The organism is Roseiflexus sp. (assembly GCF_057785375.1).
In genome coordinates this window covers 1-16,313 of the sequence record NZ_JBYNRX010000111.1, presented here as the reverse complement: position 1 = coordinate 16,313, position 16,313 = coordinate 1, and the positions used below count along the sequence as shown (strand labels likewise).

At 63.9% G+C, this 16,313-nt stretch carries 15 protein-coding genes; 9 read left to right on the top strand and 6 right to left on the bottom strand.

From position 1 onward, the window contains the following. The first annotated feature begins 81 nt into the window (after positions 1-81). The 3 genes from AC3EA7_RS22135 to AC3EA7_RS22125 all read left to right on the top strand — a co-directional run bounded on the left by AC3EA7_RS22135 (position 82) and on the right by AC3EA7_RS22125 (position 3,102). Positions 82-294: a hypothetical protein gene (locus tag AC3EA7_RS22135; protein WP_488616250.1), complete on the top strand. Its 213-nt coding sequence runs from the start codon at positions 82-84 to the stop codon at positions 292-294. Further along, complete coding sequence (locus AC3EA7_RS22130; RefSeq protein WP_488616249.1) at positions 276-1,391, top strand: SulP family inorganic anion transporter; 1,116 nt, start codon at positions 276-278, stop codon at positions 1,389-1,391. The genes AC3EA7_RS22135 and AC3EA7_RS22130 overlap by 19 nt, the downstream gene beginning before the upstream one ends. Before the next feature lie 181 nt (positions 1,392-1,572). Beyond that, positions 1,573-3,102: a hypothetical protein gene (locus AC3EA7_RS22125; protein WP_488616248.1), complete on the top strand. Its 1,530-nt coding sequence runs from the start codon at positions 1,573-1,575 to the stop codon at positions 3,100-3,102. 4 nt (positions 3,103-3,106) lie between these two features. Here the strand turns inward: AC3EA7_RS22125 and AC3EA7_RS22120 are convergent, their stop codons facing one another. Both AC3EA7_RS22120 and AC3EA7_RS22115 read right to left on the bottom strand, forming a co-directional pair. Then, positions 3,107-3,535: an EVE domain-containing protein gene (locus tag AC3EA7_RS22120; protein ID WP_488616247.1), complete on the bottom strand. Its 429-nt coding sequence runs from the start codon at positions 3,533-3,535 to the stop codon at positions 3,107-3,109. Beyond that, a complete protein-coding gene (locus AC3EA7_RS22115; RefSeq protein ID WP_488616246.1) occupies positions 3,532-4,512 on the bottom strand; it encodes an FHA domain-containing protein in 981 nt (326 codons plus the stop codon). Before AC3EA7_RS22115 ends, AC3EA7_RS22120 begins: the two co-directional genes overlap by 4 nt. Before the next feature lie 181 nt (positions 4,513-4,693). Between AC3EA7_RS22115 and AC3EA7_RS22110 the strand changes: the two genes are divergently transcribed. The 3 genes from AC3EA7_RS22110 (at position 4,694) to AC3EA7_RS22100 (ending at position 7,227) form a co-directional block, all read left to right on the top strand. Further along, a complete protein-coding gene (locus AC3EA7_RS22110) occupies positions 4,694-5,305 on the top strand; it encodes a flavin reductase family protein (RefSeq protein WP_488616245.1) in 612 nt (203 codons plus the stop codon). An 84-nt stretch (positions 5,306-5,389) separates the two neighbouring features. Continuing rightward, a complete protein-coding gene (locus AC3EA7_RS22105) occupies positions 5,390-6,160 on the top strand; it encodes a ParA family protein (protein WP_488616244.1) in 771 nt (256 codons plus the stop codon). A gap of 2 nt (positions 6,161-6,162) precedes the next feature. Then, a complete protein-coding gene (locus AC3EA7_RS22100; RefSeq protein ID WP_488616243.1) occupies positions 6,163-7,227 on the top strand; it encodes an alpha/beta fold hydrolase in 1,065 nt (354 codons plus the stop codon). 264 nt (positions 7,228-7,491) lie between these two features. Here the strand turns inward: AC3EA7_RS22100 and AC3EA7_RS22095 are convergent, their stop codons facing one another. The 3 genes from AC3EA7_RS22095 to AC3EA7_RS22085 form a co-directional block, all read right to left on the bottom strand. Beyond that, entirely contained in the window at positions 7,492-7,911 is a 420-nt protein-coding gene (locus AC3EA7_RS22095; RefSeq protein WP_488616242.1) for a c-type cytochrome, read from the bottom strand. 1 nt (position 7,912) lies between these two features. After that, the gene (locus AC3EA7_RS22090; protein WP_488616241.1) at positions 7,913-10,102 is read right to left on the bottom strand and encodes a serine carboxypeptidase; all 2,190 of its coding nucleotides are present in this window, start codon (positions 10,100-10,102) and stop codon (positions 7,913-7,915) included. 121 nt (positions 10,103-10,223) lie between these two features. Further along, positions 10,224-10,820, bottom strand: a complete 597-nt coding sequence (locus tag AC3EA7_RS22085) for a GNAT family N-acetyltransferase (RefSeq protein ID WP_488616240.1) — start codon at positions 10,818-10,820, stop codon at positions 10,224-10,226. 173 nt (positions 10,821-10,993) lie between these two features. Between AC3EA7_RS22085 and AC3EA7_RS22080 the strand changes: the two genes are divergently transcribed. The 3 genes from AC3EA7_RS22080 (at position 10,994) to AC3EA7_RS22070 (ending at position 14,525) form a co-directional block, all read left to right on the top strand. Then, entirely contained in the window at positions 10,994-11,980 is a 987-nt protein-coding gene (locus AC3EA7_RS22080) for a PAS domain-containing protein (RefSeq protein WP_488616239.1), read from the top strand. A gap of 165 nt (positions 11,981-12,145) precedes the next feature. Further along, a complete protein-coding gene (locus tag AC3EA7_RS22075; RefSeq protein WP_488616238.1) occupies positions 12,146-13,381 on the top strand; it encodes a serine hydrolase domain-containing protein in 1,236 nt (411 codons plus the stop codon). 7 nt (positions 13,382-13,388) lie between these two features. Beyond that, entirely contained in the window at positions 13,389-14,525 is a 1,137-nt protein-coding gene (locus AC3EA7_RS22070; RefSeq protein WP_488616237.1) for an ABC transporter permease, read from the top strand. Between the two features lie 8 nt (positions 14,526-14,533). Here the strand turns inward: AC3EA7_RS22070 and AC3EA7_RS22065 are convergent, their stop codons facing one another. Then, on the bottom strand, positions 14,534-15,892 hold the full coding sequence (locus AC3EA7_RS22065; protein WP_488616236.1) for a GNAT family N-acetyltransferase: 1,359 nt from the start codon (positions 15,890-15,892) through the stop codon (positions 14,534-14,536). Positions 15,893-16,313: the final 421 nt, after the last annotated feature.

The following is a 16,313-nucleotide window of genomic DNA, read 5'->3' as shown; positions in this document are numbered from 1 at the left end:
TTGACGCCGCGCCATCCCACAAAAGGAGACAAGCGTCCTTTTCCGAAGGCAAAAAGAGCCGTCACGCGGTTGGTTTGTGAAATGACCACCATTCGAGAAATGGAGGGACGGGAAGGCATGATGGCGTTATTGGAACGATTTTCGCTGTTCCAGATTCTGCGACGGGAATTTGCGACCTACGACATGGCGCATTTTCAGCGCGATCTGCTGGCGGGCCTGACGGTCGCCGCGCCGGGTGGGATGTCGCGGTCATCGGCGATATTCCGCGCACCATTTTGCTCGACAGTCGCCTGACGCTGGAGAGCATCCCCTGGGAACACCTGTCTGACCTGCTGCCGGCAGCGGTGTCGATTGCGGCGCTGGGGGCGATTGAAAGCCTGCTGTGCGGCACGGTCGGAGCGACGATATCGGGTGGGGAGTTCGACAGCAACCAGGAGTTGATCGGGCAGGGCGTCGGCAATCTCATCATTCCCTTTTTTGACGGCGTTCCGGCAACTGCCGCGATTGCGCGCACCAGTGTGGCGATCAAGAGCGGCGCCGCCACCCGTTTGACCAGTATTATCCATTCACTGGCGCTGTTGCTCAGTGCGCTGGCGCTGGCGCCGCTGATCGGCCGCGTTCCGCTGGCGGCGCTCGGCGGCGTGCTGCTCGTGACGGCCTGGCGCATGAATGAGTGGGAGTCGATCCATTTCTTTGTGCGTACTCGTCTACGAGGCGCTATCGCCGGCATGATCATCACCATGATCGCCACCGCAGCGCTCGATCTCACCCAGGCGATCCTGATTGGCGTCGCAATTTCGGCGGTGCTCTACATTCGGCAGTCGGCGGTCAGCACGTCGGTGGCCAGCGGTCCGGTGAAGCCGGAGAAAATCCGGGCGCAGGGGTTCGATCTTCCGGCGGCATGCCCTGCAATTCACGTCTACTACCTCACCGGTCCGGTCTTCTTTGGCAGCGTTACGACGGTCCTTGAGTCGTTCGAGACGGCGGGCGATTATCATACCCTGATCATCAGCATGCGCGGCGTGCCGGTGGTCGATGCGATGGGTATTCAGGCGTTGCAGCAGATTGTTGAGGAACACCACCATCGCGGCGGCAAGGTGTACTTCAGCGGGTTGCAGCCGGCCGTGCGCGCGATGTTCGATCGCACCGGCTTGACGAAGATGGTGGGTGAGGAACATATCTTTTGGGACGCGGCGCAGGCGATTATTGCCAGCCATCAAAGCCACGAACTCGATGGCTGTGCCAGGTGCGACTCACGCAGCGAGGTCTGCGAGGTGCTGCGCGTGGCGCGGCGTCGGAGCATTGAGTCCGAAGATTCGGGGGCGCCGGCGGCCGCCGATAACGGCGCGCCGTCCGACAGGGTGGGAGCGACGTCTTTAGCACAGGGGTGATGATGTGGAAGAGACAGGGGTAGGCGACGGCAGTGCCGTCGCCCACCCGCAGGCGCTGTCGTTTGCGCACTCTCTGTTGATCTTCAAAAGTCGATTGGGTAGGCGAAGGCACTGCCTTCGCCCGCCCAATCGACTTCGTGTATACTGTGTGCATCAATGCCGCCCGTTTCACGGAGACGATATGTTCCCTGCCTACCGCGCGCGCTGGCTGCTGGTTGTACCTGCGCTGATCCTGACGCTCGCCGGTATCGGAACGCTGGCGATGCTGCGATCCGCGCCTGTGTCTGCGCAGACGGCGTCGAGCAACCCGCCGTCTCTGACGGTCGCCGGGACGCTTGGCGACCCGCCGCAGGAGCGGATTCTCTTCATCAGCGCCGCCACTCCCATTTCCGGCGCAGAAGTGCTGGTCTCCGATTTTGTGCGAGTTGACAATGCCGCAACGATCACCGGTCTGATCACTGTCTCGCCGCTGCCGGCGCGCGTCGAGGCGGGCAGACCGCTGACGCTGACGGCGACGGTGTCGTTCGCCAATGCGCGCAGCGGCGCGTACAACGGCACGATCTGGCTGAACTATGACGCCGATGGCGTTCCGTCATCGCTGCAAATCCCGGTCACGGTCACGATCAAGGACCCGCCGGGTCCGCCGTTCGTCGCGTTGATCGGCGGGGTGGCGGTTGCAGCGCTAATCTCGACCTACCTGGGCGGCGGGCGGCAGCGTGACGATCTGGCAGTGCGGATAGAACGCCTGGCGGCGCGGGTGACTGCCACTTCCGGTTTGCCCGATGCCGTGCGTCGCGCGCTGCGCCAGCGTCTCAATCTGGCGGAAGCCTGGGTGCGGACGGGAAAACTCGCGGAAGCGCAGCAGGAGTATGACGAGGCGGAGAAGCTGCTGACGCGCTGGCTTGGCTGGCTCGAGTCGTGGCGCGCGCTTCAGGCGCAGATCGATCAGGCGCGCGCCATGCTGCAACCCGATGCGCAGGGAAGACCGGCATACGCGGCTGGAATCCAGCGATGCCTCGATCAGATCGAGGGATCAACGCCGACTGTCGAGGATTTGAATGATGTGCAGAACCGTCTGAATGAGGTAATTGAGCGGATCAACGGTTTTCTGCATCTTGCTGCTCGACATAAGAATCTTCAGAAGATTCTCGATGCCACGGCGCTGACGCCGGCGGAGAAGGGACCGTATCAGGCGCAGATCGATCACCTGGGGCGGCAGATCGATGTGTTGCTGCCAGACGACCAGACCGCGCTCCAGGAGATTGACGGCGCCATAACCAGTCTCAATAGCGACCTCAAGACGCTGCTGCCGAAAGGCGCACCCGAGTCGGCGCTGCTCGGCGGTCGATCAGGTCCGGCGGCGGGTCCGACGGCAGTGATGGAAGAGGTTGCGCGGCAAATCCCTCGGCTTGCGATGCATTTTCCGAAATCTGTGCGAGATGCCGCACAGCAAACCGCTGTGGCCCGTTTTCCGGCGAATCTGCCGTGGGCGCAAATCCGGCTCTCCAGCTTTCGCCTGGCGCAGTTCCTCATCCTGATCACCCTCTGGGGTTGGACGGGGTACAACGAGTTGTACATCCAGAACCCGACGTTTGGCAGCGACTGGCTCTCGAACTATTTCACGCTGGTCGCCTGGGGCTTCACCTCGGAAGCGGCGCGCGCCACGTTCACCAATCTTGCCGGGCGGGTGGGGCTGTCGATTGATCAATGACCTTTCACGGCTCGTCGCTCGCGGCGCCGGCCATCGCCAGCAACCGGCACCACTGCGCTTCGGTCACCGGCACGACGGAAAGACGCGACTGACGCACCAGCGCAAAGTCGGCGAATACCAGGTCGGCTTTGATGTCTGCCAGCGTCACCGGATGCGGCAGCGGCGCCAGCGGGCGCACATCGACGACGACCATGCGCGGATCGCTCTGCTGCGGGTCGGGATAGGGCGCGCTGATCACTTCCGCCCGCCCGACGGCGCGCCGCTCGTCGCCGGTGTGGTAGATCAGCGCCTCGTCCCCCGGTTGCATCTCGCGCAGGTGCTTGAGCGCCGCATTGTTCGCCACGCCATCCCAGACCGTTCGACCGTCGCGCACCAGGTCGCTCCAGGCGTAGCAGTCGGGTTCGGTTTTCAGCAGCCAGAAACGTTTGCTCATACGCGCTCCAGAATGAGATCGGTTGTGCCAAGTCGCAGGCGCGTCCCCACAGGAACCGTACACGACGCATTGCGCAGATGTTCCACCAGCCCGTCCGGTCGCGTCACCCATGTCCCATTCTTGCTGGAATCACGAATGGCGACCGTCTGCACATCGTCGCTGCACGTGATGCACAGATGATCGCTCGACACAAGATCATCGTTGGGAATAGGAATACGCCGCTCGTTCCCCTTTGGCGACTTTCTGCGCCCCACGATGGTCTCCCCTTCGTAGATTGGAACCAATAGCGGTGTGCTTCCTGGCGCATGAATCGACGCCTGAAACCGCGGTGGCACCAGTTCGAAGAGGAAACGGTCGTCGTACCACAGCCGACCGCCGAACAATTCACCGGCAATCGCGTGGATCGCCTCGTCCGACAGCGTTACGCCGCTATGCGACATTGCCGCAACGCCGGGGAGTTCGTCGAAACTGCACACTTTCAGATGATCGCGGTGATCATCGACATCGAGCGAAATGCGCGAGTCGGCGGGCAATGCCGGAACACCGACGATTGCGCCAATCACGTGCTTGAACGGGTGCGGGTCGGTCGTTGCAATGCCGAGTCGGGCGGCGGCGGCGTTGAGGCTCATCTGAACCGCATTGCGTTGCCGGCGTAAACGGTGCAGCGGATGCGTCCCGTCCTCTTCGAGGATCGGTTGACCGCTGGCGCGATCACGCCAGACCCCTCCCGGCGGCGCATCAATGGGACCTGCATAGGAGCGCAGCACTCCGACGATCACCGCCGTTGCCCGCAGGATCAGCAGGTCGATCTGCGCCAGCGGCGGTTCGGCGCCGGCGGCGATATTGAACACAATGGTGCATGTCCCTTCGGTTGGCGACTGACGCGCAGTGCGCGCCGCCATCAGCGCCCGTTCGCGCAATTCGATCCGTTCGCGTGCTGTCTCCGGCGTCCGTCCGATATAGACACGCAGCCGCATGAGCGTGTTCCCACCTGCCTTCTGAACATCCTCTCCAGAGATTGTAGCACAGCTAGGGGCGGGGCTGAGATCCGCCCTGACGGGGGCGGGGCTGAGACCTGCCCTGACATAACAGACATGGCAGTATAATGAGCCGTATAATCGGTAGCGCGTGATACATGCCATTGTGATAGGAGACATAATGGATACCGTCTCTTTCGTTCCCGAAGCCATGGCGCCGCGCGACGCCTATCGTCTGCTGATCAGCAGCGTCGTGCCGCGCCCGATTGGTTGGGCTTCGACCATCGGCGCCGACGGGTCGATCAATCTGGCGCCGTTCTCGTTCTTCAACGCAGTTGGCGGACCGGTTCCGTTCGTCATGATCTCGGTCAGCCGGCGCGCTGGCGCGATCAAAGATACGCTGCGCAACGCTGCCGAAACCGGTGAAATGGTGCTGAACATCGTCAGCGAAGAACTGGCGCCGCAGATGAACATCACCTCCGGCGATTGGGCGTATGGCGAGAACGAGTTCGAGCGCGCCGGCCTCGAAGCGGCGCCGTCGGTCGATGTGCGCCCGCCGCGCGTTGCAGCCGCGCCGGTGGCGATGGAGGTGAAAGTCACGCAGATCGTGCCGGTCGAGGGCAGCAGTTACACCATGATCATCGGGCGGGTCGTGCGCTTCCATATTCGCCGCGACCTGCTGCGCCCCGATGGGACGGTCGATCCGCTGCGGTTGAACCCGATAGCACGGTTGAGCGGCGACGAGTACGCCCGTCTTGGCGAGATCTTCACCCTGCCGCGTCCGGCGGTGTGACGCGGTGCACCACGCACGTGCTATAATAGCCGCAGGAGCACGTTGTGCCGCACTGGAACCTCCCCTCTCAAGGCGACATAATCTATGGGATCGATTCTTACGCTGGCAATGCAGAAGGGCGGGGTCGGCAAAACAACGACCGCGCTCAGTCTTGGTGTGGCGCTCGCAGCACGCGGGCGGCGCGTGTTGCTCATCGACATCGACCCGCAGGCGAACCTGACGCAAGGGCTTGGCGTCGATCCGTCGCAGCTGGAGTACAGCGTCTACGAGGTGCTGCTCAACCCGGAGCGCGGCAGCGCGTTTGCCACCGTCACCACCGATCACGACGTTGACCTGATACCGTCGTCTCTGCTGCTGGCGGGCGCGGAACTCGAACTTGCCGGGCGTGTCGGGCGCGAGTTGTTGTTGCGCAAGGCGTTGCGCGCCGCGCGTGAGACCTACGATTACATTCTGATCGATCCGCCGCCGTCGCTTGGCCTGTTTTCGCTTAATGCGCTCGCCGCCGCGCAGCGCGTGCTCGTGCCGCTGCAACTGCACGCCTATGCGCTCAAGGCAATGCCGCAACTTGAGCAGACGATCGACCTGGTGCGTGAGATCAACCCGGAACTCGCCATCGGCGGCGTGCTCTGCACCCTCGCCGACCGTCGCACGAATCTGAGCCACGAGATCGAGCGGCAGGTGCGTGAGCGCTATGGTGCGCTCGTGTTTCAAACCGTCATCCCGATGAATGTCAAACTTGCCGAAGCGCCGACCGCCGGTGTGCCGATCCATCGGTACGCCCCCGGCAGCGCAGGCGCGCTGGCGTATAGCGCGCTGGCGGACGAACTTGAGTCGCGATTGAACTACGAGAGGTGAAGATGAGCGCCGAACACTCCTCCGATAACCAGATGCCCATCCGCCGGGGGCAGGGGTTGCGCCTGTCGATCACGTCGTCCGACGCCGACGTTCCTGCGGCTGAAACAGGCGACGAAACGCTGCGCCGCGGTCAGGGGCTGCGTCTGTCCACCCACGACTCAACCGCTGCATCATCGCCTTCGACGCTCCTGCGTGAGCTGATCGGCGCCCCGCAGGTCATCGAACTATCGCACGGTCCGCTGGCATACCGCGCCGCCGGGCATGGTCCGCCCCTCATTCTGCTTCACGGTTGGGCGGCGTCGTCACGCTACTGGCTCATCACCCTGGCGGATCTGTCGGCTGATTTCCGCGTCTATGCGCTCGATCTGCCGGGGTTTGGCGACTCGCCGGCGCTGCCTGAGCCGGGAACGGTCGCCCGGCAGGCGCAGACCGTCCTTGAGTTTGCCGATGCGCTTGGTCTGACGACGTTCGACATCAATGGTCACTCGTATGGCGCGGCAGTAGCTGTAATGCTGGCAGCCAGCCAGCCGCAGCGGGTGAAGCGCCTGGTGATAACGTCGCTGGGCGCCATCGGGAATGAGATCGAGCGCATGATCTTCGCACTTGCGCGTGCGCCGCTCGATCTGACGCTGCGCGTTGGATATCCGTGGCTCAACCTGATCGCGCCGTGGGTCGAACTCTGGCGACCGTTCGCCACGGCGCTGTTGTGCGTCCCGCCGCTGCCGCAGATGATGGCGGCGCGCTTTATCGAGAACGGCCTGCGCGAGAAGTGGATGCTCCAGGAAGGGATCGTCGATCTGACGAAGATGGACCTGCGGGCGCATCTCATGGCGTTTGTGAGCGTCGGCGATCCGCAGGTGTTCGATGCATTCCGCAGCGCGCCACAGCCCGCGTTGCTGATTGGCGGCGCCCACGACCAGATTATGCCGCCGGAGTCGCTCCAGGCAGCGGCGCAGGCGATGCGCCAACCGCGCCTGGCGCTGATCGAGCAGTGCGGCCATGTTCCGATGATCGAACAACCGGAAGCGTACCACGCCGCGCTGCGGTCGTTCCTGCTCGAACGGTGAGGATCACGAGCGCGGCGCGCGCGGAGCAGTGACGGTCACGCGGGCGGCGCGGGACGCACGTGCGCCGCCGATGCCCCTGGCGGCGTCAGCATCACCGGCGCGCGCGCGGAACGTGACCGTCACCATCCTGGAGGTGCCGAGCGCGGCGCGCGCGGAGCGGTGACGGTCACGCGGGCGGCGCGGGACGCACGTGCGCCGCCGATGCCCCTGGCTGCAGTCGCGCCAGCGGCGCGCGGGCTATATGTGACCGTCACCACATGGGGGTTAGCGCGTCAACGTGCGCAGATAGGCGATTAAATCAGCCATCTGCTGGTCGCTCAGGGCGCGCCCCGGCATCACGCCAATCTGCCCCTGGTTGGTCGTCCGAATGAAGGCGGCGACGTTCTCTTCGGTGCGCGGCGCGCCATTGGGGAGCATGCCGCTGTAATCCACCCCTGGCGGGTAGACCGGTCCTTCCGGTTGCAACACCCCTGCCATCCCCGTCCCCACCCGAAATTCGGTGGTGGTCGTGTGGCAGGCGCTGCACCCGGCGCGCTCGAAAACGATCTGACCGCGCGCAGCATCACCGACGACGGGACCGCCGTTGGGTGCGCCGCTGGGAGGTCTGCCGAGCGTATTCGCCGCCAGTAACAGCGCCCCGAGCACCAGCGCTACGCCGATTGCCATCCGAATCAACGGTTGCATGTCACCCCTGTATTCGCGCCTGCCGGCGCAGCGCAATCAGGCTCAGCGCCACCGCGCCAACGCCGGCCCATCCCCAGGCGGCGGAGTGTTTGCCGCGCCGCGCCGCGCGCACGCCTTTTGCCATCTCTGGAAGCGACTTCAAGCGCTCCTTCGCTTCCGCCTTGCGGCGCGCGAACAATTCGGGATCGGCGCGCAACTCCTCTGCCAGTTGGCGTTTGTGCATGATCTGTTCTTCGGTAATGTACTCCTCGAAGGAGCGCAGCGGCGCGAGCCGGTAGCCGTGCTTGCGGAAGAGCCGGTAGATCTCCTTGACCCGTTCGGGTGTGATGTTGCGCCCCAGCGTGTAATCCTCGAAGCGTCCCTCCATCGCCAGCAACGATGTTTCCGCCAGGCAGGCGTAGACTGTCTTCGGCGGCAGCCCAATATCGTATCCGATCTCGACATCGCCAGGAATGAGCACCTCGCCGCTTTCGATTACCAGCACATCAGGGCGGAGCGCCGCTTCCGCCGGGTTGATGTCCGGCGGGCGCGCCACGTCGCAGATGATCGCGCCCGGCTTGCACTCGGTCACATCGAGCACCCGTTGACCGAAGGCGGAGGTAGCGGTGATAATCAGATCGCACTCACCCGCCAGACTGTTGGCGTGGGTCGAAATGACCACGCGCGCGCCCGGCGTTTCGCGCTCGATCAGGCGCTTCAGGTCGATCAGTTTCTCCGGTTCGATCGAGACCAGCACGACATCCTTGGTTGCCTGCGCCGCCAGCCGCGCACAGGCGGAGCCGATCGATCCGGTCGCGCCGATGACCATAATTCGCCCACGGCTCAGGTCGTGATACCCCATCATGCGCGCTGCAATCTTGGCGGTCTCCAGCGTTGCAGCGACGGTCAGGCTGTTGCCGCTGGTAATGGCGATATCGGCTTCGTTGGCGACGGTAATGCCCGCATCGCCGACGACGCTGGTGAAGGCGCCGAGACCCATGATGCGCGCGCCGAGCCGTTCGGCGAGGTGCGCCGCCTGGTTGAGCAGATTATAGGTGAAGCGCGGGCTGTGCTTCATCATCTGGCGCGGCGTCGCACCGAGCGAGATCAGATACCCCTCGATCCGCTGCCCGGTGGTCGGCGAACGACCGCCGGTAATCTTGCCGACGTAGACCGGCGGCACGTAGGCGGCGGCGGCTTCGACGATCGTATCGGGAACGTAGCGCGTCCAGTAAAATGGCGGATAATCGTGAATGAACTTGACGCTTAAGGGGTGGATCACAAACGCAAACTTATTGATGCCGGCCGCTTCCGGTTGAAGCGTCACCACCGCCGGCGCCCAATCCAGGTCTGCCAGCAGGTCGAGGTACGTATCCTCGGTGAGCGGCGCCTGCGGGTCGGGGCGCAGCGCCGCCAGCAGCGTCTCGATGGTGGCGGCGGAGTGGCGTGCAATCTCGCCTTTGCCGTTGAGGGACGGCATGAGCGTGATCAGCGTTTCGACGCCGCGCGCGCGCAGATCGGCAATGTCGTCATCACTCGCCGACTCGACGATGACCATCTTCCGATCCAGGCGTTCCGGCGCAAAGCGGCGGATGGCGGCGATATTCCCCGCCAGAATGTCCGCCCAGACAAAACTGCCTGGATGGTGCGGCGCGCCGGTCATGCCGGCAAGCGCCTCGAACGACGCCTCCCTGAGCGCCTCGAGCGTCGGCGCCGCCGCCTGATCGAGGGTCTGTGCACTACCCACGCCCGGAGCATCGGGCAGACCGAAGAAGATCTGCGGGTCGGCGAAGCGCAGCGCCGAACTCCGGCGCGCCAGCGCCTGCGCCAGCCCTTCGTGATTGACGCCGGGAACGAACAGCACCCGCTTCTGGTTGAAGATCAGCGGATGGGCGCGCTCGGCAAGGATGACGCCCCAGCGTTCGAGTTCCGGACGCACGCCGCTGCCGTCGACGACCGGCGTCGACCGCGCGGCGGCGGGCAGATCGGCGCCGATGACATGCTGTGCCTGCGCGTTGCCCAGGCGCAGGATGGCAGGCATGCCTTCCAATCCAATTGCGTCAACAGCACCGTCGTATTCGGCAATCAGGGCGCGCGCGCGCGCAATGTCGCCGCCGCAGCCGATGCGACGCACCTCGACGTCCTGGTTCAAAAAGGTGACCGGCGCAACCATGTCGCCTTCGCCAAGATGAATGATAAGGACTTGTTTCATACGTTTCCGCCTCCTCGCAGCGCCACGCCAACGGCGCCAACGATGATCGCATTTGCTGTCAGGGTAGCACGGCGGCGCATGCTGGCGTGGAAACAAATGGCGACACCAGGTTTACAACCTGCTACTGTTTCGTTGATCTCCCCGTACATCCTTCAATAAAACAACATAAGAGAACTAATGTTGTTTTAAGTGCGCGCCATTCACGCGCCAGGATCGCGTAGCCGTCCTCGTCGCGCCAGGTTGCGCCATCCCAGATTGTCTCGCGGTAGTGCGCCTCGCGCCGCATGCCCAGTTTCTCCATCACGCGCACCGACGCCACATTGCGCGCATCGCACGTGTCGGCGATGCGGTGCAGCCCCAGCACCTCGAAACCGTACTCAAAGAGCGCGCGCATCGCCTCGGTGGCATAACCGCGCCCCCAAAAGCGCCGGTTGAACAGGTCCATGAACGACGCATGGCGCGGTTCATAGTCAAGCTGCGCCAGTGCGCAACTGCCGATGACCCGCTCTTCGGCGCGCACGACTACCGCCAGTTCGTGCACACGGCGCGGATGACTGCGCGCCAGCGCCATACAGCGCGTCAGATGATCCTGCACCTCTTCCACGCTCGCCGGACCAAACGGCAAATACCGCACGACCTCCGGGTCTGAGCGGTATGCGTAGACATCGGGCCTGTCTTCGGGTGTGAATTCACGGAGCAGCAAACGTTCGGTTGTCAACTACATGGTTATGTCAAATAAAGCCGCCAGGTTAAGTATACCATATGCCGGCGTATCTCTCTGGCAAGCGCGCTGTTCGTGTGCCACACCACGGATAACACCCTGCTTGCAGGCATGGTACAATGCGAGTATGCGTCTGTGATCGAACCCTGCTCAGAGCAAGGAGGCTTGAGATGGACATCGCCGACCTGAGTCGTCTCTCGAGCGCCGATGCGCTCGAACTGGTCTCCCGTCTCCAACAAGCCAACGAACAACTTCAGGGCAGTGCTGTCACCCTCTCACGCCTCTCGGTCGCCTTGCAGGACTCACTGGGTCCGGCGCCTGTCGGCACGGTCGGCGCCTTGCACGCCATCGGGCAGTTCCTGACGGTGCAGCATTCCTATGAAGAACTGGCGGCGCTGGTGCATCAGCAGAGCATTGAGGTCTTCGGACTGGACGGCGGCGTCCTGTTCCTGCTCGATGAGAGCGGCACGCTCACGCCGATTGCACCCTCAGGCGCCGCATTGCCCGATCCGTCGGCGCTCGAACACATCGCCGAATGCGCCCGGCGGGCGCTTGATGCCGAGGCGATGATCAGCGCACCCGGCGAGCGCGACGTCTATCCGTCGTGTATTGCGCTGCCGCTTTCGCGCATGGGGCAGGATGTGGGGGTGGCGGTGCTCTACCGCGCAATAGCGGAGGAACCGGCGCTTTCGGCGGAGATGTGGGCGAATCTGACGATCTACGCTGGCACCCTGGGCGCGATCTGCGCCGGGATGCGCCAGGCGGAAGCGTTGCGCCGCGATGCGCGCCTGCTCGAAAGCCTGCTCGCCGAACGCGCCCGTCAGGTGCAGAATAGCCGTGACATTCTGCGCGTGGTGTTCGATCACCTGCCGGAGGGGATATTACTGCTCGACGGTGACGATATGGTGCTTGCCGTCAATCGTTTCTTCGCCGACCGAATCGCCGGAGTGCATCCGCGTGACCTCGTCGGACGTTCGTATGCCGAATTGCGCCAGCGCCTCCATCTGCGCGGCATGCAGCGCATCGGCCAGGACGCCGAACAGCGCGCAGAGGTGACGCTGCCCGACGCCGGAGGTCGCCTGCACACCTATGAGGTCGAGCGCACGACTGTGCAGACCGACGACGGCGCGATGCTGGAGTTCTGGCGGGAGCGCTAACCGGAACACCATATCCTGTCTATCCCCATGCCTTGCAGACACGCACACAAAGGCGCAGAGACGCCGTATGCAGAGGCATGGCTCGATCCATAAGGATCGGTTTTGAGCCGTCCGTATCGGTGTACTCTTCCAGCCCACGCTGATAGCCACAGGAGAAGACCATCCATGAGCGATGTTACTGCAACCCCCGAAAGCGTCGGCATCGGTTCGGACCGGCTGGCGCGCATCCGCCCGGCGATGCAGCGCTGGATCGAACGTGGGACTATCGCGGGCGCGAGCATGATGCTGGCGCGGCGCGGCAAGATCGTGTATGCCGAACAGGTCGGGCGCATGAGCAAAGAGACCGATGAGGCGCTGCGCAGTGATGCAATCTTCCGCATCTACTCAATGACCAAGCCGATCGTCTGTACTGCTCTAATGACCCTCTACGAAGAGGGACGGTTTCAGTTGATCACACCGTTGGCGACGTTCATTCCAGCGTTTGCGAACGTCAAGGTGCTGCAACAGGATAAAGAAGTCGCGCCGCAGCGCCCGATCACGATCGGCGACCTGATGACGCACCTCGGCGGATTCACCTACGATTTTCTGATTGATTCGCCAGTCGGCGAGTTGTACCGCCAGCACGCGCTTATGAGCGATGCCAGCCGGACGCTGGAACAGTTCGTCGCGGAGCTGGCTCGCCTGCCGCTGGCGTACCATCCGGGGTCGAAGTGGCATTATAGCGTATCGATCGACGTTGCGGCGCACGTGATCGAGATCATCGCCAACCGGCCGCTGCGCCAGTTTCTGCGCGAACGGATCTTCGAACCGCTCGGCATGGTCGATACCGATTTCTACGTACCGCCGGAGCAGCGGCATCGCCTAGCGGCCATGTATGGCGTCGGCGACCTTGGGGCTCACGGCATGACGGTGCTCCAGATGTTCTTCAACTGGCAGCAGGGCATTCTGCAGCCGATCGATCCGCAGGAGAGCTACCCGGTGGATCGACCGGAAACCTTCGCGCGCGGCGGGCACGGTCTGTTCTCCACAACGCAGGACTACATGCGCTTCGCGCTCATGCTGGCGAACGGCGGCGAACTCGACGGTGTGCGCATCCTGGGGCGGAAGACGCTCGAACTCATGCATACCAACCACATTCCTGCCGCACTACTTCCCTGGAAAATCGCCGGCTTTACCTATCCCGGCTATGGGTTCGGGCTGGGATCGCGGGTGCTGCTGGATGTCGGGCTGTCGGGCATGCCGGGAACGGCAGGCGAATTCGGGTGGGCTGGCGCGGCGACGACCTACTACTGGGTTGATCCGGCAGAGGCGTTCGTCGGCGTTTTCATGACGCAGTACCAGGGTATCGACGAGCCGCAACGCGATTTTCGCGTCCTGGCGTATCAGGCGATTGTGGAGTAACGCACCGGTGGGGATCAGCCGGATTCTGCCGATCATCCGCAAGGAGTTCATCCATATTCTGCGTGACCGGCGCGCGCTCATGATTGCGTTTCTGACGCCGGTGATCCAGATGATCATCCTCGGCTACGCCGCGACGACCGATGTGCGCAATGTGCCGCTGGCAATTTTCGATCAGGATCGCACCCGCCAGAGTCGCGCGCTGATCGACGCCTTCGTGCAGTCTGGTCAGTTTACCGTCTACGCTTATGTCAAATCGGAACGGGAACTGACGGCGCTGATCGACCGCGGTCAGGCGCGCGCCGGTCTGGTCATTCCGCCAGAGTACGGGCGCACCGTTACTGCCGGACGGAACGCCGACGTCATGTTCATCCTCGACGGTTCTGATCCATCTGTTGCGTCGAGTGCGCTGGCGTCAGCGCGGCTGATCGGCGCTTCCTTGGCGACCAGGGTGCGCGAGGAGACGCTGGCGCGCCGCGGCGTCACAGCGGCGACGATGCCGGGCGCGCCGCAGGTGCGGGAGCGCGTCTGGTACAACCCGGACATGGACAGTGCCGTGTTCATGGTGCCGGGGTTGATTGGTTTGGTGCTCCAGTTTCAGGCGACGCTCCTGACCGCTTCGGCAGTCGTGCGCGAACGCGAGCGCGGCACGATCGAACAGTTGATCGTCACCCCGATTCGCCCCTACGAACTGATGGTGGGAAAAATCCTGCCCTACGCCGTGGTTGAACTGCTGGTCGTCGGCGAGGTGCTGCTGGTGGGGACGCTCTGGTTTGGCGTCCCCATTCGCGGCAGCCTGTTCCTGCTGGTTGCGATTGCGTGTCTGTTCCTGGTTTCGACGCTGGCGCTCGGACTGCTGATTTCGACGATTGCGCGGACGCAGTTCGAGGCGTTTCAGTTGTCGTTCCTGACCCTTCTCCCTTCAGTGTTCATCTCCGGTTTCATCTACCCGATCGACGCGATGCCGGTTGTGCTGCAACTGATCAGCAAAGTCATTCCGCTGACCTATTTCCTCGTCGTTGTGCGCGGCATCATCATCAAAGGGGTCGGCATCGAGGCGCTGCTGCCGCAGATCCTGGCGCTGGCGGCATTCGGCGTCGCGCTGCTGACCATCGCCTCGCTGCGCTTCAGGAAGCGGTTGGATTGAGCGATCAATCAGTCCAATGGCAGCACCCACGATTGCTGTTTCGGGAAGAGAATGTTCAGCAACATCGCCGGTTCGTCGTCCGCCCATACATCATCGTGCCAGGCGTCGAGTTCTTCCAGACTGCGCCGCCCGAACAACAATTGCAGGAAAACGAGCGGCGGGAAGCCTGCGCCGGCTTCATCGCCGTAGATCGGCGCCTGCCACGGTTCGATGAAGGCGATCCGTCCCTGCTCGAAGACCATGCGCAGTCCGCCTTTGTAGAAGTCGATCTTCAGTTCGCCGGTGTACCCCGCCAGGAATGACCCTGCCAGACGGCGTTCGAGAACTGCGCGAATGTGGCGCAGGAAGAGCGGCACATCGGGGACGCGCACATACCAGCCGTATGGCGGTTCGCGTTTGGCGATCAGGTCATGCCCAAGCGCGTCATACACCGGATGGGAGGCGCCAAGGACAAAAACCAGCGCATGCGGCTCGCCTGCTTTCGGCGGGATCACCGGGATGGTCGGCGCAATCGCGCGCAGCGCGCGCAGCACCGGCAGGACGACGGCGGTCAGCGGCGTCCCCGGCTCGACCATCATCCCCAGCACCCGCGCCTTCTCAGGACTCCAGCGCACCCGCCCGGTCAGTACATACCCGACGGTCAGACCGTCGGCGCGGATGATCATCCGCGTGTTCCACCCTTCGCCCGCCTCTGCCGTTTGCCCGGTCAGCGTCCAGCGCCAGTGGTCGTGGTCGAACGGCGCCGACACCAGGATGGGCGACCCGCCAGCGGGACGGGAACGCTCGCGTTCGTAGAGCATCCGAATCTGCGGCATATCGTCGAGCGTGGCGTCGCGCAGCGTGAACGGCTCTGCCTGACCCTCTTTGGCGTCAGGGATCGCTGCCAGCATCACCATGCGCGAGCCGCCAAGATCGACGGCGAATTCGTAGTCAAACTGACGGTAGAAATAGGGAATGCCGGTGATGCACTGCGCCAGATCGCCCTGTTCGGCGCTGCGCGCGTGCATCAGGTCGAACGTCGCCCGCACCAGACCGCGGTTGCGGTACTCTTCGTGCGCAGCGACCGGCTCGGCGCGGCTGAGGGTGAACGGGACGCCGGCATACTCCCAGCGCTGCCGCATCACTGCCGTTGCTGCAACGACCGCGCCGTTCCGCGTATCCTCAACCAGCGCCACGTCGTTTGGACCGATCAACGGGTGCTGACCGCTCATCTGATGGCGGGTATAGGCAATCATGCGCTCGTTCGGCGGATCGTCGGCAGTGCGGCGAAACACGTGACCAAAAAGTTCGCCGATGCGCTCCTGATCGGCAGCAGTTGACCAGCGCGCGATCAGTCCATCGCCGAGGTCTTTGGCAGTTGTAGACATGGAGTCTCCTTATTATTATCTGTTGGCAGCGGTTACTTCCGTCCAGTCCCCTTCTCCCGCCGGGGGAGGGGGAGGCCGGTTGCCCCTCATCCCCCCTGCCCCCTTCTCCCACCGGGGGGAGGGGGAGGCCGGTTGCCCCTCATCCCCCCTGCCCCCTTCTCCCGCCGGGGGAGGCCGGTTGCCCCTCATCGCCCCTGCCCCCTTCTCCCGCCGGGGGAGGGGGAGGCCGGTTGCCCCTCATCCCCCCTGCCCCCTTCTCCCACCGGGGGAGGCCGGTTGCCCCTCATCCCCCCTGCCCCCTTCTCCCACCGGGGGAGGCCGGTTGCCCCTCATCCCCCCTGCCCCCTTCTCCCGCCGGGGGAGGCCGGTTGCCCCTCATCGCCCCTGCCCCCTTCTCCCGCCGGGGGAGGCCGGTTGCCCC